This window comes from Aeromonas sp. 159 (genome assembly GCF_963862045.1).
Taxonomy (GTDB): domain Bacteria; phylum Pseudomonadota; class Gammaproteobacteria; order Enterobacterales; family Aeromonadaceae; genus Aeromonas; species Aeromonas veronii.
Genome location: NZ_CAWLMI010000002.1, coordinates 16,104 through 38,708, shown reverse-complemented (window position 1 = coordinate 38,708; position 22,605 = coordinate 16,104). Strand labels below are relative to the sequence as shown.

At 59.5% G+C, this 22,605-nt stretch carries 24 protein-coding genes and 1 tRNA gene; 11 read left to right on the top strand and 14 right to left on the bottom strand.

The features are described 5' to 3' along the window. From AACR14_RS00390 to AACR14_RS00350, 9 genes are all read right to left on the bottom strand, one after another. Positions 1-88, bottom strand: a tRNA-Ser gene (locus tag AACR14_RS00390). Between the two features lie 145 nt (positions 89-233). Further along, entirely contained in the window at positions 234-851 is a 618-nt protein-coding gene (locus AACR14_RS00385; RefSeq protein WP_005337196.1) for a TPM domain-containing protein, read from the bottom strand. A gap of 20 nt (positions 852-871) precedes the next feature. After that, positions 872-1,597: a TPM domain-containing protein gene (locus tag AACR14_RS00380; RefSeq protein ID WP_019444717.1), complete on the bottom strand. Its 726-nt coding sequence runs from the start codon at positions 1,595-1,597 to the stop codon at positions 872-874. After that, entirely contained in the window at positions 1,594-2,184 is a 591-nt protein-coding gene (locus AACR14_RS00375; RefSeq protein WP_005346564.1) for a LemA family protein, read from the bottom strand. The genes AACR14_RS00380 and AACR14_RS00375 overlap by 4 nt, the downstream gene beginning before the upstream one ends. A gap of 85 nt (positions 2,185-2,269) precedes the next feature. Beyond that, positions 2,270-3,007: a penicillin-insensitive murein endopeptidase gene (gene mepA, locus AACR14_RS00370; protein WP_019444716.1), complete on the bottom strand. Its 738-nt coding sequence runs from the start codon at positions 3,005-3,007 to the stop codon at positions 2,270-2,272. Then, positions 3,001-3,906, bottom strand: a complete 906-nt coding sequence (locus AACR14_RS00365) for an amino acid ABC transporter permease (protein ID WP_019444715.1) — start codon at positions 3,904-3,906, stop codon at positions 3,001-3,003. Before AACR14_RS00365 ends, mepA begins: the two co-directional genes overlap by 7 nt. Continuing rightward, positions 3,906-4,727, bottom strand: a complete 822-nt coding sequence (locus AACR14_RS00360) for a transporter substrate-binding domain-containing protein (RefSeq protein ID WP_019444714.1) — start codon at positions 4,725-4,727, stop codon at positions 3,906-3,908. Before AACR14_RS00360 ends, AACR14_RS00365 begins: the two co-directional genes overlap by 1 nt. A gap of 2 nt (positions 4,728-4,729) precedes the next feature. Further along, entirely contained in the window at positions 4,730-5,527 is a 798-nt protein-coding gene (locus tag AACR14_RS00355; protein WP_019444713.1) for an amino acid ABC transporter permease, read from the bottom strand. Then, positions 5,520-6,290, bottom strand: a complete 771-nt coding sequence (locus AACR14_RS00350; protein ID WP_019444712.1) for an amino acid ABC transporter ATP-binding protein — start codon at positions 6,288-6,290, stop codon at positions 5,520-5,522. Before AACR14_RS00350 ends, AACR14_RS00355 begins: the two co-directional genes overlap by 8 nt. Positions 6,291-6,396: 106 nt before the next feature. Here AACR14_RS00350 and AACR14_RS00345 point away from each other — a divergent pair, with 106 nt between their 5' ends. Continuing rightward, on the top strand, positions 6,397-6,939 hold the full coding sequence (locus AACR14_RS00345; RefSeq protein WP_019444711.1) for a hypothetical protein: 543 nt from the start codon (positions 6,397-6,399) through the stop codon (positions 6,937-6,939). 216 nt (positions 6,940-7,155) lie between these two features. After that, positions 7,156-7,437, top strand: a complete 282-nt coding sequence (locus AACR14_RS00340; RefSeq protein WP_005337180.1) for an RNA recognition motif domain-containing protein — start codon at positions 7,156-7,158, stop codon at positions 7,435-7,437. Between the two features lie 71 nt (positions 7,438-7,508). Here the strand turns inward: AACR14_RS00340 and AACR14_RS00335 are convergent, their stop codons facing one another. Further along, positions 7,509-8,408: an aldo/keto reductase gene (locus AACR14_RS00335; protein ID WP_026034846.1), complete on the bottom strand. Its 900-nt coding sequence runs from the start codon at positions 8,406-8,408 to the stop codon at positions 7,509-7,511. A 147-nt stretch (positions 8,409-8,555) separates the two neighbouring features. On the opposite strand from AACR14_RS00335, the gene AACR14_RS00330 reads away from it, so the two are divergent. The 3 genes from AACR14_RS00330 (at position 8,556) to ltaE (ending at position 10,884) form a co-directional block, all read left to right on the top strand. Continuing rightward, entirely contained in the window at positions 8,556-8,963 is a 408-nt protein-coding gene (locus AACR14_RS00330) for a helix-turn-helix domain-containing protein (RefSeq protein WP_005351138.1), read from the top strand. An 87-nt stretch (positions 8,964-9,050) separates the two neighbouring features. Then, positions 9,051-9,752, top strand: coding sequence for a short-chain dehydrogenase (locus AACR14_RS00325; RefSeq protein ID WP_019444709.1), 702 nt, complete (start codon positions 9,051-9,053; stop codon positions 9,750-9,752). 112 nt (positions 9,753-9,864) lie between these two features. Then, positions 9,865-10,884 carry a low-specificity L-threonine aldolase gene (ltaE, locus tag AACR14_RS00320; protein WP_019444708.1) on the top strand — a complete coding sequence of 340 codons (1,020 nt, stop codon included), beginning with the start codon at positions 9,865-9,867 and terminating at the stop codon, positions 10,882-10,884. Positions 10,885-10,973: 89 nt separating this feature from the next. Here ltaE and AACR14_RS00315 read toward each other — a convergent pair whose 3' ends face one another. The 3 genes from AACR14_RS00315 to AACR14_RS00305 are packed head-to-tail and all read right to left on the bottom strand — an operon-like array spanning position 10,974 to position 13,429. Next, on the bottom strand, positions 10,974-11,405 hold the full coding sequence (locus AACR14_RS00315; protein ID WP_019444707.1) for a PAS domain-containing protein: 432 nt from the start codon (positions 11,403-11,405) through the stop codon (positions 10,974-10,976). 8 nt (positions 11,406-11,413) lie between these two features. Continuing rightward, a complete protein-coding gene (locus AACR14_RS00310) occupies positions 11,414-12,436 on the bottom strand; it encodes a response regulator (RefSeq protein ID WP_019444706.1) in 1,023 nt (340 codons plus the stop codon). Positions 12,437-12,490: 54 nt separating this feature from the next. Next, positions 12,491-13,429, bottom strand: a complete 939-nt coding sequence (locus tag AACR14_RS00305) for a LysR family transcriptional regulator (RefSeq protein ID WP_005337171.1) — start codon at positions 13,427-13,429, stop codon at positions 12,491-12,493. Positions 13,430-14,290: 861 nt separating this feature from the next. Here AACR14_RS00305 and AACR14_RS00300 point away from each other — a divergent pair. From AACR14_RS00300 to AACR14_RS00280, 5 genes are all read left to right on the top strand, one after another. Continuing rightward, positions 14,291-16,243 carry a putative bifunctional diguanylate cyclase/phosphodiesterase gene (locus AACR14_RS00300; protein ID WP_019444704.1) on the top strand — a complete coding sequence of 651 codons (1,953 nt, stop codon included), beginning with the start codon at positions 14,291-14,293 and terminating at the stop codon, positions 16,241-16,243. 143 nt (positions 16,244-16,386) lie between these two features. After that, entirely contained in the window at positions 16,387-17,952 is a 1,566-nt protein-coding gene (locus AACR14_RS00295) for an AbgT family transporter (RefSeq protein ID WP_005351146.1), read from the top strand. A 71-nt stretch (positions 17,953-18,023) separates the two neighbouring features. Further along, positions 18,024-18,749, top strand: coding sequence for an oxygen-insensitive NADPH nitroreductase (gene nfsA, locus AACR14_RS00290; protein WP_019444703.1), 726 nt, complete (start codon positions 18,024-18,026; stop codon positions 18,747-18,749). Between the two features lie 191 nt (positions 18,750-18,940). Next, entirely contained in the window at positions 18,941-19,705 is a 765-nt protein-coding gene (locus AACR14_RS00285; protein ID WP_005337161.1) for a hypothetical protein, read from the top strand. Next, positions 19,699-20,253 carry a VOC family protein gene (locus AACR14_RS00280; protein ID WP_041201769.1) on the top strand — a complete coding sequence of 185 codons (555 nt, stop codon included), beginning with the start codon at positions 19,699-19,701 and terminating at the stop codon, positions 20,251-20,253. Before AACR14_RS00285 ends, AACR14_RS00280 begins: the two co-directional genes overlap by 7 nt. Positions 20,254-20,398: 145 nt before the next feature. On the opposite strand, the gene AACR14_RS00275 is transcribed toward AACR14_RS00280, so the two are convergent. Next, positions 20,399-21,622 (bottom strand): MFS transporter, encoded by a 1,224-nt coding sequence (locus tag AACR14_RS00275; protein ID WP_019444701.1) that lies wholly within the window; start codon positions 21,620-21,622, stop codon positions 20,399-20,401. A gap of 95 nt (positions 21,623-21,717) precedes the next feature. On the opposite strand from AACR14_RS00275, the gene AACR14_RS00270 reads away from it, so the two are divergent. Further along, positions 21,718-22,593, top strand: a complete 876-nt coding sequence (locus AACR14_RS00270) for a LysR family transcriptional regulator (protein ID WP_019444700.1) — start codon at positions 21,718-21,720, stop codon at positions 22,591-22,593. The last annotated feature ends 12 nt before the right edge of the window (positions 22,594-22,605 follow it).

The window sequence follows — 22,605 nt, the reverse complement described above, 5'->3', positions numbered from 1 at the left end:
TGGCGGTGAGGGAGGGATTCGAACCCTCGATACGTTGCCGTATACACACTTTCCAGGCGTGCTCCTTCAGCCACTCGGACACCTCACCAAATTTTCGTTCGCTGCGCTGTTGCGCTGGAACGGGGCGTAATTTAGGGGAAAGGGCTGTGTGGGTCAACCTCTTTTCCCCTTATTTTTCATAATCTTTTCCGAATGCCTAACCCTTGCGCAGAATGCCGGTTTTTTAAACCGGATCAGGGCTTGTCGAGGATGATCAGACTGTCCGGCAGCTCGTTTTGATCCCGGGTGGCCGGGAAGGCGTCGGTCAGAATGGCGCTAACGCGCTCCACGCACTCCAGAAAACCCTGTTCGATCTCCTTGTTGCGCACGCGCGCCACGAAGTCGTCGATGATCTCCTGCCACTGGCCGTTGTCGATATGCTGGGCGATGCCGTCATCCACCAGTATTTCTACATAATGCTCGGCGGCCGAGACGAAGATCAGCACCCCAAGCCGGTCGCGGGTGCGGTGCAGCCCCTGCTCGACAAATTGCAGGCGAGCCATCAGCGCAGCCCGGTGCTGGCGAACCTTCTTCGGGATGAGCCGCATCTTGATGGGGGTCCAGTGGAACAGCAGGCTCAGCAGCAGCCAGACCGACCACTGCACCAGCAGGATTTCGTACCAGCCTAGCCAGAAGCCGAGCTGGAACACCAGCAGCGGGGTGAGCATCGCCAGCAGCGCCGCCCAGAGGGTGGGAATGTAGCGATAGCCATCGCTGGCCGGGGCCAGCACGGTGACCAGTTCAGCATCAGTCTCTAGCTCCGCTTCGCGCACCTTTGCCTGAAGCGTGTGGAAGAACTGTTTAGAAATCATGATTTGTCTCTTTACTCCTGTTACCAGCCACCGGAGGCTCCGCCGCCGCCAAAACTGCCGCCGCCACCGCTGAATCCGCCGCCGGAGCGACCACCAAAGGAGCCGGCACCCAATCCACCAGCCATGTAGGCCGACCGACGTCGTCCTCCTGGCCCACCGCCACCACCGCCGCGCAGGTTGTGGAGCACGATCATCGCAATCACCACCAGAATAAACAGCCAGGGGCCGCCGCCGTTGTCACTTTTCGGCTGCTCGACCGGCTGATATTCTCCGGCGAGTGCCTTCATGATGCTCTGGCTGCCCGCCATGATCCCGGCCACCATATCGCCGCGCTTGAAGGCGGGCAGGATGCGGCCATGGATGATGTTGGCGGCGATGGCGTCGGGCAGGGCGCCTTCCAGCCCATATCCCACCTCGATCCGCACCTTGCGCTCATCCTGGGCGATCAGCAACAGCACGCCATTGTTTTTGCCTTTCTGGCCGATCCCCCAGTGGCGACCGAGCTGGTAGCCGTACTCCTCGATAGTCTCCCCATCGAGGCTGTCGACTGAGACCACCACCAGCTGGATACCGCTGCGCTTTTCAAAGGCGGCCAACTGCTGGGTCAGTTGATGGGCCTGTTTGCGGGACATCAGACTGGCTTCATCCACCACCCGTCCGCTCAGGGCTGGGAAGTCCGGTGCTGCTTGCAGGGCACTGGCCCAGAGCAGCAGACAGGGAAGAAACCAGCGCAGCATCATCTTCATTGGAAGCTGACCTTGGGCGCCTCATCGGCACCGGGTTTGGCACTGAAACTGGGTTTGGCTTCCAGATCCGAGTAGAGCAACTTGGACCAGATGACGCCGGGGAAGGTGCGGATCTCGGTATTGAACTGGCGCACCGCCTCGATATAGTCGCGGCGAGCCACCGAGATGCGGTTCTCGGTTCCTTCCAGTTGGGCCTGCAGGGCAAGGAACTGCTGATCCGCTTTCAGCTCGGGGTAGCGTTCTACCACCACCATCAGGCGGGAGAGGGCGCTGGAGAGCTGGTTCTGCGCCGCTTCAAACTCCTTGAGCTGGGCAGGATCGCTCACCTGTACGCTGCCGACCCGGGCACGGGCATCGGTGACCGCCTTGAGGGTCTCCTGCTCATGGCTGGCGTAGCCCTTGACGGTGGCGACCAGATTGGGAATGAGGTCGGCGCGGCGCTGATACTGGTTCTCAACCTGTCCCCAGCTCGCCTTGACCTGCTCATCCAGGGTCGGAATATTGTTCATGCCGCAGCCGGTCAGGCCGAGCAGCAGGGTCAGGGTCAACAGGCTCTGCGTGGTTCTGCGCCAGAGTGATGTGGCCATCTTGTTGTTCTCCTTTGATATTTCGAGTCGATAGTGCGCCATGGATGGTGTACGACCAAGAGTGCACCACCATACCAGCTTGGGGTCAGTTGCCACAACGCGCAGGTAGTTCGGGTCGCTTGTTGATGCCGGAGACCTTGGGCAGTTGGGGCTTGTCTTTGAGCCAGGAGGCCAGCTCTTCCCCACAGCCATTGCCGGGCGGAATGGGAGCCTGGGGTTCACAATCGGGGCTGCCTACCGGGCAGCGCAGCCGCACGTGGAAGTGGCTGAAGTGACCCACCCAGGGGCGTAGCTTGGCGACCCAGGGTTCGTTGCCTGCCTGTTGGCAGACCGTGGATTTGATCACCGGATTGACGAAGATGCGGGCCACCTCGGGCTTGCTGGCCGCCAGCCGCAGCAGGGTGAGCTGCTTGGGGCCAAAGCGGCCCGGCAACATCTTGTAGCTGGGTTCGTCGATCAGCGCCCACTCCTTGGGGGCATCCTGCTCCCATTTGCTGATGGGGCGGTTGGCCATGCGAAACCAGATATCGGCATCAAGGCCAGTCTGGTGGCTGCGATGGCCGGAGGCAAAGGGACCGCCACGGGCCATCGCCAGATCAGCGATGTAGAGATCTGGCAGCCCGGCCATGCGGGTCTGGTTGGCCAGCGCTTGCAGATAGTGGATGAGGTCGGGGTGGCCGTAGTAGCGCAGCCGCTTGGTGCGGATCACCTGATAACCCGGCCCTTCGAGGGGCAGGGATACGCCGTTTTTCAGGCAACCGGCGGCATAACCACCGATGGCTTCCGCTTGCAATACAGTCGCCAGCAACAGGGACGTCAGCATGTGCGTGCTCCTTGTCTTGCTTCGAGTCGGCTCAGCAGTACGAACAGACTCAAACATATAAATAAATAGGCCGCGGCCACCAGCAGCCAGATCTCGTAGACCAGTCCGCTGGAGTTGGCCATCTCGGTACCGACGAAGGTGAGCTCCTGCACCGAGATAAGGGAAACGATGGCGGTATCCTTCACCAGCGCAATGAGCTGGCCGGTGAGGGGGGGCAACATCAGCAGCATGGCCTGCGGCAGGATCACATGGCGCAGCCGCACCCAGGGGGAGAGTCCGAGGCTCTGCGCCGCCTCCCACTGGCCGCGGGGGATGGCGGCCAGCCCGGCACGGACGATCTCGGCGACGAAGGCTGCGCTGATCATGCCAACGCAGAGGGTGCCTGAGATGAGGTTCTCCCAGCGGGCAGGTGGGCCAAACAGCGCCTCTTGCCACGGGGAGAGTGATACGGTGCCGAGCCAGCGGGAGAGGCCGCTCGCAGGCAGCAGCTGGTTGGCGATAAAGAAGTAGAAGATGAAGATAAAGACCAGCGGCGGCAGATTGCGGATCAGCTGGATAAACAGGGTCGCGGGCATCACCAGCCAGGGGCGGCGGCTGAAGGCGGCTACCCCCAGCGCAGTGCCGAGCAGCAGCGCCAGCACCATGCCGAGCAGGGCGATGCGCAAGGTGGTGAGCAGACCGCTGAAAAAGTAGGGCAACTCGCCGTGAGGGCCTGGGGTGAACAGCAGATCGAAGGCCTCATGCCAGCGCCACTGATAGGCCACCCCGATGTGCAAGCGGCTGGCCAGCCAGAGGCCAGCCAGCAGCAGGATCAGGGCGATCGCCCCATCCAGCCAGTTGATGTTCCGACATGGCTTCCGGACGATGCGCCGGATGGTCTGTTTGAGGGCCATCAGCATCAGGGATTGGCGACCTGCGCTTCCCACGCCAGCGACTTGAACCAGTAGTCATGGCGCGCCTTGAGCCAGCCATCGGCCTGACGGGCGGCGATCCACTCGTTGAACTGCTCAGCCAGGGCATCATCCCCCTTGCGCAGGGCAAAGCCTTCATCGCCTTGTGCCAACGGCTCGGCAAACGGCATAAAGAGGGCATCCGGATGGCGCAGCGCCTCTTGCTCGGGTTTCGGGGAAGAGGAGAGGGCGCCGTGGGCGCGGCCGTTCAGCACCTCCTGAAATACCTGTGACTCGTCATCAAACTGGCGCAGGGTGGCCTTGGGGAAGTGTTCTTTTGCCACCTGTACCGGTGAGGCACCACGACGTACCGCCAGGATCACCCCGCGCTGGTTGAAGTCCGCCACGGTTTTCTTCTCTTTGGCCAGGGTGCTGGAGGCGGCCAGCTGCACCCCCGAATGGGAGTAGGCCTGGGTGAAGCGCACGCTCTTCTCCCGCTCGGGGGTGATGGTGAGGCCGCCGATGATGACGTCATATTTTTTCGCCAACAGGGAGGGGATTATGCCATCCCAGGCGGTAGGCACGAACTCTACCTGCCAGCCGTTATCTGTGGCGAGGCGACGGGCCACGTCAATCTCAAAACCGATCAGCGCCCCTTGCTTGTCGCGCATCGCCCAGGGGGCGAAGGTGGACATGCCGACCCGCAGGGTACCGCTCTGCTCGATCTGTGCCTGGGTGTCGGAGGGGGCAGTTTCTGCCAGTGCCGGAGTGAGCAGGCTTGCCAGCAGCAGGGCTGCGCCCGACAGGGTGGTCTTGAATGACAGATTCATGGTTAGCGTCCTTGTTGATCCGGATTCAGGTGATGGGCCAGCGCCCGCGAACAGGCTGACAGCGTCAGGGTTAACAGCAAATAGAGGGCAGCTACGGTAAACCACACCTCAAAGGTCAGAAACGTATCGGCAACCAGAGTACGCCCTTCGTTGGTCAGATCGAAGATGGCGATCACACTCACCAGCGCCGAATGTTTGATAAGGGAGACCAGCTCGTTGGTCAGCGGCGGCAAGGTGATGCGCACCAGCTGGGGCAGGATCACCTTGCGCAGGGTGATGGCCCGTGACAAGCCAAGGGACTGAGCTGCCTCCCACTGCCCTTTGGGAATGGCCTGTACACCTGCACGCAGCACTTCGGCGGTGAAGGCCCCTTGATAGAGGGAGAGGCTCAACACGGCGCAGGCAAGAGGTGCCAATCCCAGCATGGGGCCCAGCAAGAAATAGAGAATATAGAGCTGCACCAACTGGGGCGTGGTGCGCACCAGCGCCAGATAGGCGATGGCGAGCCAGGGGCCGAGCCGGGAGGGAAGCAGCCGCAGGCTGACCACGCACACACCGACCGCCATTGTGCCCAACAGGCTGAGCAGCGCCACCTGCAAAGTGACCAGCAGGCCGTTTAGCAGGGGGCCGGCATAAAAGGTTCCCTCATCCCATTCGCCGAGAAAGGGCAACACCCGCGGCCACTGCCACTCATAGCCCATCTGGCGAGCGCCGCTATAGAGCGCCCAGCCCAGTAGCGCAGAGAGCATCACAGTGCCTGACAACCAGCCAAGCAGGCGGGGGCGATTGAGCCTAGCCATGATAGCTGAGCACCTGTTCGAGAAAGGCCCGGGTGCGCGGGTGCCGGGGGGCGTTGAACAGCTGGGCGGGCGGGGCCGACTCGATGATCTTCCCCTCATCCATAAAGAGCACCCGATCCGCCACCTGACGGGCAAAGCCCATCTCGTGGGTGACGCAGATCAGGGTCATCCCCTCGTCAGCCAGCTCGCGGATCACATCGAGCACTTCGCGGATCATCTCGGGGTCGAGGGCGGAGGTGGGCTCGTCAAACAGCATCAGCTCGGGTTGCATGCAGAGGGAGCGGGCGATGGCGACCCGCTGCTGCTGGCCGCCGGAGAGCTGGTGGGGGTACTTGTCGGCCTGTGCCTGAATGCGCACCCGCTCGAGCAGCCCGAGCGCCCGGGCTTTGGCCTCCTGAGGGCGCAACCCCAGGGTATGCACCGGCGCCACCATCAGGTTTTCCAGCACCGTCATATGGGGGAAGAGGTTGAACTGCTGAAACACCATGCCAACCCGACCTTGCAGGCGACGCAAGTAGGCGGGGGTTACCGGCTCGCCAAACAGGAACAGCTGGCCGTCGTCGATCCCCTCCAGCCCGTTGATGGTGCGGATCAGGGTCGATTTTCCCGAGCCTGACGGGCCACAGATGACCCACTTCTCTCCCCGTTCAATGGTGAGATCGATGTGATGAAGAGCCTGAAAGTCGCCATAGAATTTGTCGACGCCACAAAAGCGCACACAGGGTTGCGAGCTGGTCAAGAAGCGGGTTCCACTGAGAATCATTTACGCCATGGTATTGATTTTATAGGGGGATGACAAAGAAAACCCCCTTGTCAGCATCCTGATGGCTATTCACAATGGCGCCATTTCGTGATGACAGGAGCTTTTCATGCGTATTACATCCTTGCTTGCCGGTTCGCAGGTGCAGCTGTTGATGCCGCCAGCGGTTCGCTATCGCTGCGTCATTTTTCTGCTGTTGCTGGTGAGTTGGGGCGTGGTGGTGGCCTCCTTGTGGGATGGCTGGGGTGCCATGGCGCTGCTCAACTGGGTAGGCGTGGTCTTTGGTGGCATCACCGGGATCATGGTGTCGCTGCCCCGCAGCTGGCAGCCCTGGCGCCTGGCGGAGTTGGGGTGGGATGAACAGCATATCTATTTGCTCAATGGCAACAAGGATGAAGCGCTGGCACTGCCCCGCAGTCAGTTGGTGGCGCTTGAACGGGAGCGGCGAGTGGGTCACGATGGCCAGTGGCTCGACTTCAGCCTCGATCTGCAACTGAGTGAAGAGGAGCTGGCGGCGGCCATGGCCTTGCTGGATCTCAAGGCGGGGGAGCTCCATCTGGTGAGCCCGTCTGTCTATCGCTTCGGCTTTAAACGGGCCTGGCACGGTCGCCGGATGCTGGCGCAACGGTTGTCAGATCTGCAATCGGCCTGAGTCGACTATTTTCTCGACAATTCCCGGCAAAGCTCAGATACTGCCAGTGACTCGAATTGATCTTGTCTGCACTGTTAACCCAAGAGATCAATCACTTGACGACAGTGTGGAGAAGGCCACGGCATGAAGCCATGGCAGGTCCGGCATAGGGGTTGTGCCCTTACCGTTATGCTGGGAATTGCATAGAGAAGGCACCTTGAATCGAGAGTGGATGGCATGAAGATTTACGTAGGAAATCTGTCGTACCGGATGACGGCCGACGAACTGAAAACCCTGTTCAGCCAGTTTGGACAGGTCGACAAGGTTGATATCATCATCGACCGCGATACCGGCCAGTCAAAGGGGTTTGGTTTTATTGAAATGCCGGTCAATGGTGATGCCGAAAAGGCCATCGCTGGTCTGCATGGCACAGAAGTCGGTGGCCGTACCATCACCGTCAACCAGGCCAAACCGAAGACAGATGCTCCCCGTGGTCGCCCGCAACAGCGCCACCGCTAAGGTACCTCGGCAATAAAAAAACGGCATGGGTTTCCCCCATGCCGTTTTTGTTTCTGGACGTTTTGCTGTTATCAGGGGACGTCGTAACCGAGCGCCGCCTTGCGGATGCGGAACCACTGCTGGCGATTGAGGACGATGGATTCGGTGGCCACGGCGGCAGCAATCCGCTCCCGTTTGCCGGAGCCAATCAAGGGCAGCGGCTGGCTTGGCAGCATCATTACCCAGGCGTAGACCACCTGCTCGATAGTCTGGGCGCCCACTTCCTGACGGATCTGCTCCAGTTCGGCACGCAGCGGGGCATAGGCGTCATCGCTGAACAGTCGGCCGCCGCCGAGACATGACCAGGCCATCGGCTTGATGCCAAGCTGCTGGCACTGATCCAGGGTACCATCGAGGGTCCCTTCCTGATGAAGCGGCGAGATCTCCAGCTGGTTGGTGACCAGCGGGAAGGGGAGGCGCGATTGCAGTAGCTCGAACTGACGGGCGGTGAAGTTGGATACCCCGGCGTGCTTGATCTTGCCCGCCTGTTTCAGGGTGATAAAGGCATCGGCCACTTCATCTGCGTTCATCAGGGGATCCGGGCGGTGGATCAGCAGCAGGTCCAGATGGTCGGTGCCGAGCTTGCGCAGCGAGGCCTCGGCGCTGGCGATGATATGGTCCTTACCTGTGTTGTAGTGGTTGAGAGCATGCTCTGGCTTGGCGGTGAGGGCGATACCGCACTTGGTGACAATCTCCATCCGGCTGCGCAGGGAAGGCTCGAGGCGTAGGGCGTGACCAAAGGCCTCTTCGCACTGGTAGCCACCATAGATATCGGCGTGATCGATGGTGGTGACCCCCAGATCCAGATGATATTTCATCAGATCGAGCAGAGCGGCCGGAGAGAGCTGCCACTCCATCAGGCGCCAGTAACCCATGATGAGGCGAGAGAAGGTGGGGCCTTGCGGATGCAGGGCGACACGGGATACAGACATGGTTGACTCCTTGAAAAACACGATGCGAAAACGATGTGCAACATAGATGACTGCGGGCATCTTGGCCTCATGTGGCTGGCAAAGCAATAATGGGCAGTGGCATGATTCGAACTTTGGTTCTGATCGCAGAGTAGGAGAGAGAGTTGGATGGAAGGATTTGCCGAGCGCTTGCAGAGCCTGATCGGGGAGATGAGCGTGAGCGCGTTTGCCCGCAAGGTGGGGCTCAGTGAAGCGCTGATCCGCAAATATTTGAAGGGAGCCGAGCCTGGTCTGGCGCGGGCCAACCAGATCGCCATGGGGGCCAACTGCTCGCTGGAGTGGCTGGCAACCGGCTGCGGTTATCTCTACCGTCAGGCGGAAGTGGTAGACAGGGAGGCGCTGGCAGCGGCGCAGCTACTGCTGGGCGAGCAGCAACCCGGGGTGGGGCTGCCCGATGAGGAGGCACTGGTCACCCTGCTCGCCTATTACCAGTTTTTGCGCACCCACAAGAAAGCTGACGGTTTTCTCGACTTGGCGCTGGCGCGGGAGTTTGGTCGCCATCTGGGGGAAGCGTGAGGAGGGGCATATTACCCTTTGGTCGTGTCACGGCCGGTTGATTATTCTGATACGCTCTAAGCAAGATAACTCTCCATGGAATGGGCGATGAGCTACTTGATCCTCGGAAGTGGTGCGCTGGGCTCGGCGCTGGCAAGAGAGCTGATGGCAAGGGGGGAGTCCTTCCTGCTTGCCGGGCGCACCTATCCAAAAGGGATCGAGATGGGGGCCTTCTTCCCGCTGCAAGAGGTGGACGCCATCTCGTTCGACGCCCTGTTTACCCTCTACGACACCGATCCGCTTCCCACTGTGGTGATCAACACCATCGGCCTGTTGCACGATGTCAGCTTTATGCCAGAGCGGCGGGTCGAAGAGGTGCACCCCAAGTGGCTGTGCGACAGCCTGCTGGCCAATGCCTGGCCAACACTGGCGCTGGCTGCCCGTTTCAGTCGGTTGATGGGCAATGACCATCCGCTGTGGCTCTGTGCCATCTCTGATCTGGCGGGCTCCATCACCTCCAATCTGGAGGGGGGGCGTTACAGCTATCGGATGAGCAAGGCGGCCCTCGACATGGGGGTGAAAACGCTGGCCCTCGAGTGGGCGCAGCGTTTCCCGCAAGCAGGGGTGGTAGCCGTTGCGCCCGGCTTGATGGACTCCCCGATGAATACCCCCTTTCTGAGCGAGTTGCCCGCGGATCAATTGCAGGATCCTGCCGAGGTGGCGGTGAAACTGCTCAATCTCATCAAGGGGTTATCATTGACTCAATCGGGCCAGCTACTGGATCTCAACGCTCAGCCGCTGCTTTGGTAAATCCCGCCAGCGGGTTCTACGGACGTCTATTGGCTTCACATTCTGCTCATGCGCCCCTTGCCAAGCGAGGGGCGCATGGCTAACGTCACTCTCCTGTTTCAGGAGGGATCTCATGCGCTATATCGATTTACGAAGTGACACCGTCACCCAGCCTACTGACGCCATGCGTCAAGCCATGCTCCACGCCGAAGTGGGTGACGATGTCTATGGTGAAGATCCGGGCGTCAACGCGCTGGAGGCCCATGGGGCCAGATTGCTGGGCAAACAGGCGGCGCTGTTTGTGCCGTCCGGCACCATGTCCAATCTGTTGGCGGTGATGAGCCACTGTCAGCGCGGTGAGGGGGCCATCCTCGGCAACGCCGCTCACATCTATCGCTATGAAGCGCAGGGGAGTGCCGTGCTGGGCTCCGTAGCCCTGCAACCCTTGCCGATGCAGCGCGATGGCACGCTGGCATTCGATGATATCAAGGCTGCGCTGGCCCCTGATGATGCCCACTTCGTCCAGACTCGCCTGATCTGCCTTGAGAACACCCACAACGGCAAGGTGCTGCCGCTCTCCTATCTGCAGGAGATGGGGGCATTCGTTGCCGAGCGCGGCTTGAAGCTTCATCTCGATGGCGCCCGGCTCTTTAACGCCGCCGTGGCCAGCGAGACCCCGGTCGAGGTGATCGCTGCACCGTTTGACAGTATCTCGATTTGTCTCTCCAAGGGGTTGGGGGCACCGGTGGGTTCGCTGCTGGTGGGCAGCCACGATTTCATCGCCCGTGCGCGCCGCCTGCGCAAGATGCTGGGAGGTGGCATGCGTCAGGCGGGGATTCTGGCGCAAGCCGGTCTGTTTGCCCTCGAGCAGCATGTGACCCGCCTGGCCGATGATCACCGCCGTGCCAAACGGCTGGCCGAAGGGTTGGCTGCACTGCCGGGCATCGAGCTCGACCTCTCGCTGGTGCAGAGCAATATGGTGTTCTTGCGGCTGCGTGAGGGGGAATCGGCCCCTCTGCTCGCTTTTATGAAGGAGCGAGGGATCCTCTTCTCCGGTTACGGCGAGCTGCGGCTGGTGACCCATCTGCAAATCAACGATGACGATATTGAAGAGGTGATCGACGCCTTCACCGAGTATCTCGGAGCGCGTTGAGACGGCTGGTCAAGTAGAGGTTATACCAAGACCTGTTCATACCGAAATAACAGAGGGCGCCGCGGCGCCCTCTGTTATTTGCTGCAAGCTCAAGTCTGCCGCTGGCCGCTCATCAGCATGGCCTCATCGGTGGCATCGTAGATCATCACCGCGATGTGGGTCACCTGACCGCCGAAATCGGCCAGTGGCACCAGGGTCAGGTTCTGGAACATGTGGGGGGCCGAGCCGGTAATGGGGCGGTAGTTGGAGAAACGCAGCAGATAGGGCTTCTGCTCCCAGGTGCTGAAGGCGCGGTTGTTGAGTTTGAAGACCATGTTGGCCTTGCGTTCGAACCAGGCTCTGTCCACATCGGGGAAGAGCTCGAACAGTACGCCATCGCGCACGTCACTGGCCAGTCGGCCGCTGTGGCTCTCCATAAAGCCGTTCCACACCTGAACCTTGTACTCCTTGTCGAGCACTACCAGGCCTACGTCCAGGTTCTGGACTATGTTCATCAGCCAATGAAATTCACGGATTTCCATAGTCACTCCTAGAGCATGTGCATGATTTTGTTGTTCATGGTGGCGATGGAATCTTCGGTAAACAGCAGCAGCAGATCACACTGCACCGCGTAATCCTGGATCCGGTAGTTGATCTCGATGGCAAGGGTACGGCGCCAGCGACTCTTGTTGGTGTTGATCAGCTCGTTGATGGGTCTGTGCTGGCCGAGCACCACCGGGTGCCCCTGACTGAAGGGGGTGTCGAGCTGGTTGGCGTAGCCGCGCAGGAAGGCGCCGATCAGCACGTTGGCGGTATCCATCAACAGCTCCAGTTCGGCGGTGCGATCCAGCGTCCCCTGATGGTTCATCAGCTTGGCCAAATCTTTGAAGCTGGAGTCATGGAACAGGATCAGCGCTTCACCGGCGATCCCAGCACCGATAAACCCCTGACAGACGGCGGAGAGGGTATCCGAATCCGCAGCCGCCGAGAGGGCCATGTGCAGCTCGGAGACCTCTAGCACGTTGACGTTGGGGATAGGCAGTACCACGAAGGCGTTGAGCAGACGAGCCAGCAAGTCGGCTGCCTGACCCATGGAGACGTTGGCCAGCTCCTGATAGACATCGCGGATTTCGGGGGTGATCTTGACGCCTGCATCGGCTACCACGCCGCTTGTCAGCTGCTCGGGGGCGCTTGGTTGACCGCTCGGGGCGGCACTCCAGAAACCATGCTTTTTGAGCAGGGCTAGCAGGGTCTCGGGGGCCGCGGGTTTCTTGATGAAATCGAGCGCACCCAGCCCCATGACCCGTTGATAGGCCTCTGGCTGGATATCCCCGGAGACCACGATCACCTTGTTGCGCAGACCCTCCCGTTGGAGGGTCTCCAGCACGCCGTAACCGTCCATTTCCGGCATGGTCAGATCGAGGAAGATGAGATCGCCATGACCCATCAGCACCTGTTCGATCCCTTCGAGACCATTGGCTGCGTAGTGCAAATCTACTTTCCAGTCGGCCGGGAGCGCCCGCGCCAGCTGTTTGCGGGCGAACCCGGAGTCATCACATATCAATACATTCATGGCGTTAGGCAGGCTCTGTTGGCAAGGGATGCTATAAGTGTGGCCCGCTAACGGTCAGATGCAATGGGTGAGGCTATCACCTTGTGAAAATTGGTTGTCCCACTGCCGATTGCGATAGCGTGCTGAGTATTTTTCAACAAATTCAACGAACATCTTAACACGCAACGGAGCGAACTGGTGCTGGCAACACAACATGTAGAAGGGGCGATTGCCGGTTTGCCAGTCGGTCAGTACCGGCACCAGCTGCTCGTCATGGAGGAAGCTGCTCAGATAGTGCAGCGGGGCGTTGACGATCCCCAGATGACGCCGGGCTGCGCGTACCGCGGCCTGGGTCTGGTTGACGGTCAGTTTGGCGCTGCGTTTGATGCAGACGCTCTGGCCATCCTTGTCGGTCAGCTGCCAGTGCTGGTGAGGCCAGCAGTAGATGAGATCGTGCTCTTCCAGCTGGTTGGGATGGGAGGGGGTGCCCTTTTTGGTCAAATAGAGTGGTGAGGCAAACAGGCCGTACTCGATATGGCCGAGACAGATCGCATTTGGCAGCGACTGGGGCAGCTCACCGTTGAAGAACACCAGATCCCGATCATTGTCGAACAGGTGCTGGTGATCATTGGTCTGGGTGATATCGAACTGTACCTCGGGATAGTGCAGCCCGAATTCGGCCAGCATATCGATGAGGATGGTGTTGGAGAGTGCGATGGGCGCAGCTATCCGGATAAGCCCGGTGATATCGGCCTCTTGACCCTGGATCTCGCTGGTGGCCTGCTCGATTTGCGCGAGTGGCGTGCAGAGACGTTCGTAGTATCTGAGGCCATCATCGGTAAGGCGGAGCTTGCGGGTAGAGCGATGTAGCAGGGAGCAACCCAGTTGCTCTTCCAGCTGGGAAATGCGTCGACTGATGGTGCCTGTTGGCATGCCCAGTGCGGCTGCAGCGTGGGAGAATCCTCCCTCTTGCACCACCTTGACGAACAGGTAGAACTCTTCGATGTGCTTCATAAACGCTGTTCTGGGTGTAACAAGGGAGCAACCATAAAAAGAGCGTTCCGGGTTGGCAAGGGTAATTCAGCGTTTAATTGATCTGGATTCGATTTCTGTTGATACCAGTTATCCACCCGCCCGTCATCTCAGTTTCCCCACGCTGGTGATTATTTCGGCATGATGCCAAATGGTACTACGGCAGTGATGTTTGCCATATTCCCTGATTGATTCCGCTATAACCGCGAGCGAAGGCCGATATTGCAACCTGATGGAAGGGCGCCGGGTTGCTCTGCGTGCTCAGTTGGGGTGGTTTGCCATCCACAGCCAATGTGATGCAGATCATATATTCGGGTTTTGCTCATTGCCTGTTGAAAAATGAAATTGGGGTATATCAATTCCGCCTTAGTGAACTATTTTTGTCCGTTTTGGCGTTTTTTTGGCTGTTTATCCATCCGCTTGGTTAATTAATGGAAGCTTTGTGACAGAGAGTGATGGCTATTTCCGCCATTGATTTAAATGTTAATAACAAATTTATCGCAGCAAATATGCAATTGCTCTTTCAAGGTCTCGAGTGGATAGCTCTTAGTGCTTGTTTTTACTGGGGAAAAAAGTTAAAAATCGACTATATGATTTGCTTGGATTAACAGGGTCCTTGGCTGAGTCCTTTGTAGTATTGCCGTACAGGCTGCCCTGTTGTTGATATCTGAAATAGTTTTGTCCGCTCTTGGCTATGTGAAAAGGGATAATGGCCGAGAGGTATTTGCACCTTGCATTCTGCAGCTAGCGGTTTGCCAGATCTGTTTTCCGGTTAACCAGTGACCATCCAGCATGAATGACCTTGACCAGATGAATACGCTTGACGAACGGTTACTGAAGACGATGGATGTTCTGCATACCCCGATCTGGGTTTATGACATCGAGCATCACCATATTTTCTGGGCAAACAGCGCCGCGCTCTCCGTGTGGGAGGCGACGTCTCTCGACGAACTCTGCTCCCGCGACTTCTCTGCCGATATGGCAACCGCCATCGATCTGCTGCTACAGCGCTATCTGGGTGATTTTCAGCAGGGGCGCAGTTACAACGAGTGGTGGACCCTCTCCCCAAAGGGGGTCAAGAAGCAGATCTATCTGCGCCTCTCCGGTATTCAACTGGCTGGCCGGCTGATGATGATGACCGAAGCGGTGCTCGACTCCGATACCCTCTATCAGGAGTCCTCGCTGGCAACCGGCGATACCCTTGCCTGCCTGTTCGATAGCCATGGTGTGTTCGAGAGTGGCAACTATCACTTCGAAATGTGTTTCGGCCACCAGATCGCCAAGCTCTCCCAGGTTTTCTCCGGCAATGATGACAGCTTCTACCAGAAGCTCTCCCGTCTCGATGAAGTGGTGACCGAGGGGGAGTGCCGTACCCTCAAGGGGATGCGCTGGTTCCAGTATCAGTTCCGCTATATCCAGCAGGGGGCCCGCATTTTGCTCACCATGCGGGATATTACCGATCGCAAACTCGAAGAGCTGGAGCATCGCCACCTCGCCTGGCACGACTCCCTGACCGGCCTGCTCAATCGGTATGGCTTGATGAAATCCCTCGAGGCCTATTGCGGGCTGGGGGAGCGTTTCGCGCTGGTGTTCATGGATCTGGACAACTTCAAGCTGGTCAACGACAACTACGGCCACAAGGCGGGAGATCGCCTGCTGGAGCGGGTCGCCGGTCGCCTCAAACAGATTTGCCCGCGGGATGTGGAGTTGGCTCGCCTCGGTGGCGATGAATTCACAGCACTGGTGCCGCTGGGCAATCAGGGGGATCGGGCGCAAGAGGTGGCCGATCAGATGCTCTCCCAGATGACCAAGCCGCTGCAACTGAGCGGGCTGCCGGAGGTGACCATCGGCGGCAGTATCGGTATCGCCATTTATCCCGATGATGCGGATGACGGGGACAACCTCATCACCCGTGCCGACATGGCCATGTATCAGGCCAAGCAGATGGGGCGGCTGCGCTGGCAGCGTTTCACCCCCAGCATGCAACAGACCCTGCAGCGCAAGCTCAATCTCAAACAGTTTCTGGCCAAGGCCATCGGCCGTCAGGAGCTGAGCCTCTGTTACCAGCCGCAGGTCGATGCCGCCAAACGGCGTCTGATTGGTTACGAGGCGCTGCTGCGCTGGTACAACCCGGTGCTCGGCCATGTCTCGCCGGTGGAATTTATCCCGCTGGCCGAAGAGATGGGGCTGATCCGCGAGATCGGCAGCTGGGTGCTCTCCACCGCGCTGGCACAGGTAGCCAGCTGGCAGAAGCGCTTCCATCAGCGAGTGCCGGTCTCCGTCAACCTCTCCGGTTTCCAGCTCTCGTCGGCGCTGCCCGGGCAAGTTCGCCAGCAGCTGGAGCTGCACGGGGTGGATGCCTCCCTGTTGACGCTGGAGCTGACCGAAACCGTGCTGATGCTCGATATGAAGGGGTGCCTCGGCATTCTCGATGATTTGAGCGAGCAGGGGATCAAGATTGCCATCGATGATTTCGGTACCGGCTACTCCTCGCTGGCCTATCTCAACCGGTTGCCGATCAACAACATCAAGCTGGATCGCTCCTTCGTGGTCGGCCTCAACTTGCCGGTGATCCGGGCGACTGCGGCCATGGCCACCAATCTGGGGTTGGGGATCATGGCCGAAGGGGTGGAGGAGCCTCACGAGCTGGCCGCACTGCAGACCCAGGGGTGCCATGTGTTCCAGGGATATCTGTTCAGCAAGCCGCTTACAGTGGCGCAAGTCGAGGCGAGCGGTTTTGTGGTGGATTGCCAGGTCGGGCGTTATCCACTGCTAGATGCCGTGATGGCAGAGTAACAAGTGTGCGTTAGGCCACAACTTGGGATTTTATTCCGCAATATTTAATCAAAATTAATCATTCTTTTGCGATCGGTCATGAGACGGATTGACTGGAATTGCTAGCATGCGACCTCGTTTCTAGGGAAAGGAGTATCGCAATAATGAGTCATGCTGCTGTCAATGACCGTCCGGCCAGCCCTCCCAAAGGTTGGCTGAACCGTTTCCTCAATGGCGTCGAGAAAGCCGGGAACAAATTACCCGACCCCGCCATGCTGTTCCTCTACGCCTTGCTGATCGTCTGGGTCGGCTCCTGGGTGTTGTCACAATTCCAGTTTGATCTGGTCAACCCCCGTACCGGGGAGGCGGTAGTGGTCAACAACCTGCTGACCGGTGCCGGTCTGGCCGAGTTCCTCTCTACCATGGTCACGACCTTTACCGGCTTTGCCCCGCTGGGGATCGTGCTGGTGGCCATGCTGGGGGTAGGGGTGGCCGAGCAGTCCGGTTTTATCAATACCGGTCTGAAAAAGTTGCTGAAAGTGACGCCTGCCCGTTTTCTCACTCCCATGCTGATCCTGGTAGCGATCGTCAGCCACACCGCCGCAGATGCGGGTTATGTGCTGGTGATCCCCATCGGTGGCATCATCTTCCACGCTGCCGGACGCCATCCGCTGGCGGGGATCGCCGCTGCCTTTGCCGGTGTTTCCGGCGGTTTTGCCGCCAACTTCCTGCCCTCCGGCGGGGATGCGCTGCTGCAGGGCTTTACCCAGTCCGCCGCTCAGTTGCTCGATCCTGACTACATGGTCAACACCCTGTGCAACATCATCTTTACCGGTGCCTCTTCGTTGCTGATCATCTGCGTCGGCTGGTTCATCACCGAAAAGGTGGTGGAGCCGCGCCTCAAGCACGTGGCGCTCAACGAGGATCTGGAGAGTGCCGACGAGATGGGGCGCTACAGCGCGCAAGAGAGCCGGGCCTTCAACTGGGCCGGGTTTGCCATGCTGGCGGCTATCGTGCTGCTGGCGCTGGCGCTCTCCCCGAGCGATTCACCGCTGCGTGCTGCCGATGGCTCCCTGACTACCTTCGCCGCGCCGGTGATGAAGTCCATTGTGCCGCTCATCTTCCTGCTCTTTATCCTGCCCGGGATTGTCTACGGCTTTGTCGCAGGCAGCTTCAAGAGTGGCAAGGATGTGATCGATGCCATGTCGGCCACCATGAACAAGATGGGCTCCTACATGGTGATGGCCTTCTTCTGCGCGCTCTTTATCAAGGCGTTTGGTGACTCCAATCTGGGCACCCTGCTGGCCCTCTCCGGTGCCGAAGTGCTCCATGCGCTGGCGCTGCCAGGTGAGGTGACTATCGTCGGGATGATCCTGCTCACCGCCAGCGTCAATCTGGTAGTCGGCTCGGCCTCCGCCAAGTGGGCGCTGATCAGCCCGATCCTGGTACCCATGCTGATGGCGGTGGGGATCTCCCCCGAGCTGACCCAGGCGGCCTATCGGGTCGGGGATTCCGCTTCCAACATCATTACCCCGCTGATGGTCTTCTTCCCGCTGGTGGTGGTCTATTGCCAGCAGTATGTGAAGAGCACCGGGATCGGTACTCTGGTCTCCATGATGTTGCCCTACTCACTGGCCTTCCTGGTGAGCTGGACGATTTTCCTGCTGCTCTACTGGGCGCTCGGCTTCCCGCTCGGGTTGCAAGCCCCTTACGTCTATCCGGCCCCTTAAGCTGGGTGTGCGAGGGAGCCTTGGGCTCCCTCGTTTTTTTCGCTATGGTGTTACCTCATTTTGGAGGTGCCATGAATCAGACCATCGATCTTATCCTTTCCCATCGCTCCATTCGTCAGTTTAGTGCCGAGCCGATCGCCCCGCAGCAGCTGGATGCCATCCTCGCCGCCGCCCAGTCCGCCTCAACCTCGAGCTTTTTGCAGGTGACCAGTATTGTGCGAGTCTGCGAGCCCGAGGCGCGTCAGCAGTTGGCCATGCTGGCGGGCAATCAACCCTATGTGGTGCAGGCGGCCGAGTTTCTGGTGTTCTGCGCCGATTACCACCGTCACATCCAGATCGTGCCCGAGGCCCAGACCGGCTATGCGGAGCAGTTGCTGATCGGAGCCATCGACGGTGCCCTGATGGCGCAAAACGCCTTGCTGGCGGCGCAGTCGCTGGGGCTGGGCGGGGTCTATATCGGCGGCATTCGCAACCATCCGGCCGAGGTGAGCGAACTGCTCGGCTTACCCCATCAGGTGATCCCGCTGTTTGGCCTCTGCCTTGGTCATCCTGCCCAGCAGCCGGAGCAGAAACCCCGTCTGCCCAGGGGATTGGTGGTGCATCAGGAGCGCTACCAGCACGAGCTGGATCGCGACCTGCTGGCCCGGTACGATCAGCAGATCGCGGACTACTATCAGGCCCGCAGCAGCAACAACAAACAGCAGACCTGGAGCGGTCAGATCCGCGCCATTCTGGGCAAGGAGTCCCGCCCTTTCATGCTGGGATTCCTGCAATCGCGGGGCTTTAACCTCAAGTAATAGCGCTGATGGGCGATACTATGGGGAGGTGACCGTCATGGTCATCATCCCCTGATCCTGCAATCTCTCCCTGAGACCGGGGGCACAGCTTGGTGACAAATCGTGGGCAAGGGGGGATCTGCAGGCTACCTTAAGTGGGTAAGCTGTTGTAGGATCACGCAATTGGATAGGAACAGGGGTTTGGACATCCTATGATTTTAACTTTGGTATTGCTGTCTATTGGCGCACTCCTGTTTTTGGTTATCGCCTATAACGTGGTGCAGCAATATAAGCAGAAGGCAGAGGCGGACAAGCGTCACGCCGTTGCCAGACACAAGACGGTGGCTGACGAGACCGAAGAGGTGTTGCTGAACGTCAATCTGGTGCCTTTCTCCAAGAACATGGTGTTGCTGTTGCAGCACCGGATCCTCGATGCCTATCGCGCCATCGCCCAGGTGATGCCGAATAATCAAATCAAGCAGCGCATCGTCGATGTGCAGACCCAGATCAAGAATGTGCAGGAGAACTACAGCGTTCAGGATGAGGGGCAGTTCAAGACCCCGGAGTCCGATCGTCAGGCGATCCAGATGCTGCAGCTGGTCAAGAAGATGCGGGCCGTGCTGCGGGTCGAGCACAACAAGGGCAAGATTGACCCGCAAGGGTTTGCCCAGGAAGAGCGCCGCCTCGAGCTGATGCAGCTCAAGATCAATATCTCCAATCTGGTCAAGCGGGCGATGGATGCCCGCATTCAGGGCCAATATGGTACATGCCGCCAGCTCTATACCAAGGGTCTGTCGGCCATGGCGAGCGTGGGCGACAAGGATCCCTATCTGCTGGCCCGTGAAGAAGATATGCGTCAGGGGCTCAAGGAGCTTGAAGAGCTGCAGCAGCAAAACAGCGCGCAGGATCTGCAAAACATCAAGGACAAGGAAGCCGACGAGCTTGATGTCCTGTTTCAACCCAAGAAGAAATGGTAAGCATGTCCCACCCACTCGATTCCACACTGGGGCCAATGGCCCCATTTGTTTCTCAGCTGTTGGCCGAACTGGCCGCCAGTGGCGTCACAATTTCCCGGCCAACGGTCGATCACCTCTGTTATCGGGCGGCTACCCTGCAGGAGTACCGCGCGCTATGTGCTGTGCTGGCTGAGGCAGGTACCTTGCTGGTGGAGGGTATGATTGGCGGACGTCCCATCGCCACTTATCAGTTGCATCAGCCGCTGTTGGCTGGTGAGGTACAGGTACCCTGTATCGAGCTGGCTGCACCGAAACCGGGTCGCGTCCATCAGGCGGGGCTGGAACATATCGAGCTGGTGGTCACTTCACTGCAAGATCTGGTAGCGTGCTATCCCGAGCTGCCATTCAAAACCGGCAACATGCAGGATACCCGCAACCCCGATATTGGCCTGATGTTGCCTTCCGGCCAGATCAAGTTTCATCTGCGCCCGCTGGCTGAGGTGATCGCCGAAGAGGTGGCGACCGGTGCTGTGGTCGCGGTGCCTGCGGATTATTTCGATCAGGAGTGATCCTGCGCTCAATGCGGTGCGAGCCTGACAGGCTCTTGAATAACGCAGCAAAAGGGGTCACCGGTGTGACCCCTTTTGTTATCTGGCGGTGCTGGGTTGCGAGAGCGCCATCTGCTCGTGGGTGACCCTGTTTGCGCTGAGCCCGTTACCCGTGTCGGTGGGGTTGCTGGGCGGGCAGTGGCGATTGGCTTCGCTGCTTGAGACGGCCGAGCCAGAGGCTCAAGCCCGCCGTCAGGATGAGGACCAGTTCAATCCCCATGACCAGACCGCCTAGCTCACCCTGCTCCCAGAAGGGGTGCAGGTAAAGTCCCCCCAGACTGGCTCCCAGATAGTAGGCCACCAGATAGAGGGAGGAGGCGAGGGCGCGGTTGTGTTCGACATGATGACCGACCCAGGCACTGGCGCAGGCGTGTGCCAGGAAAAAGCCGAAGCTGGAGATCAGCAAGCCACTCAGGATCCCGGGCAGGCTAGCTTGCAGCAGCCACAGACTGCCGAGGGCCATCAGGGCGATCCCGACCAGCAGCATGCGTTGTGCCCCCCAGCGATTGGCAAATCGGCCGCTCAGAGAGGAGGCCACCGTCCCTGAGAGATAGGTGAGAAACAGCATGCCGAGCCACTGGGTGGGCAGGGAGAAGGGGGGCTTGGCCAGCAAGAAGGTGAGATAACTGAACTGGTTCAGAAACACCATAAAGTTGAGCCCGCCGATAAGGTAAGCCCCTACCAGCAAGGGATTGGTCAGGTGTTGTTGCAAGGCGCGGGCAAATTGGCCGCGAACGGGGGCGCTCGCCACAAAGCGGGTCTGATGGGGCAGCAGCCAGAAGACCAGCGGCAGCAGTAACAGGCTGATTACACCGATCCCCAGAAAGGTATGCTGCCAGTCGCCAAACCAGCCCGCCAACAGACCGCCGACCACTCGACCGGCAATGCCACCGAGGGAGTTGGCGGCAATATAGACCCCCACCGCCGAGAGCAGCGCCCGTTTGCTGAACTCTTCCCCCATATAGGCAATCGCGGTCGCGGGCAGTCCTGCCAGCAGCGCGCCCTGCAGGATGCGTAGCAGCAGCAGGGTGCCAAACTGCTCAACCAGCGGGATTAACAGTGAGAGCAGGACCGCCAGGGTGAGGGTACCCAGCATGACCTGCCGACGGCCATGGCGATCCGCCAGTCTGGCGCAGATCAGCAGGGAGGCGGCGAGGCCTGCAGTGCATCCTGCCAGGGTCCAGCTGGCCGAGAGGGAGTTGACCGAGAAGACCTCGGCAATCAGGGGTAACAGGGGATGGGTCTGGTAGAGGTTCAGAAACACCAGAAAAGAGCCCAGGCTGAGGGCCAGGGTTGCACGTATCCACTCGCGACTTCCAACTTCAATCATTGCGTATTGTCCTGACTACTTTTGGTCAGGGTAGAGTCCTTGCGGTTATAAATATAATATATTTAAGTTATCTATCCCATAAGATGAATTGATACATGGATCTGAAACAGCTCACCTATCTGCTGGCGGTCAGGGATGCCGGCTCATTTACCAAGGCAGCTAACAGTCTGCATGTGGCACAACCGGCCATCAGCATGGCCATCGCCAAGCTGGAGCAGCAGCTCGAATTGCGGCTGTTTGATCGACAGGACCGGGCGGTACGGCTCACCCCTGAGGGAGAGGTGCTCTGTCGCCATGCCGAGCGTCTGTTGCTGCAGATGCATCAGGCCGAGGCCGAGATGGCCGAGCTCAAGGGGCTGGAGCGGGGGGAAGTGCGGATCGGGATCCCCTACATGATGGGCTCCTACTATTTCCCCCCTCGTCTGATGGCCTTCAAGCACCGCTACCCCGGCCTCAAGATCCGGGTCGAAGAGGCCGGTACCCGCGAGCTGCTCAGCCGGATGGTGGATGGCTCCCTCGATCTGGCCATTCTCATCACTAGTGATCTCCCCCCTGCCATCGAGGGGGCACATCTGCTGAGCGAAGAGATGTTGATGGTGGTGGGGGACGATCACCCCTTGCGTGGCGCATCGGCCGTCACCCTCTCGCAGTTTTTCGCTCAGGAGCTGGCGCTATTTCGCCGTGGTTTTTACCACCGGGAGCATATGGAGGCGCTGGCCCAGAGCCTGGGCGTTGAACCCGATATCGCCTTCGAGAGCAATCTTATCCCTCTGCTCAAGGCGGTGGTGCGGCAAGGCTTTGCGGTGACCACCTTCTTGCGCATGGTGCTGGAAGAGGAGCCGGATCTGAGTGGTGTACCCTTCGACCCGCCCATCTACCTAGACCTCTGTGTGGCGTGGCGGCGTGGTGATCCGCTCTCTATGGCCAACCGTGCCTTGCGCGATTTCCTACTCAAGGATCGCCCGGCCTGATGGCGGCGGGTC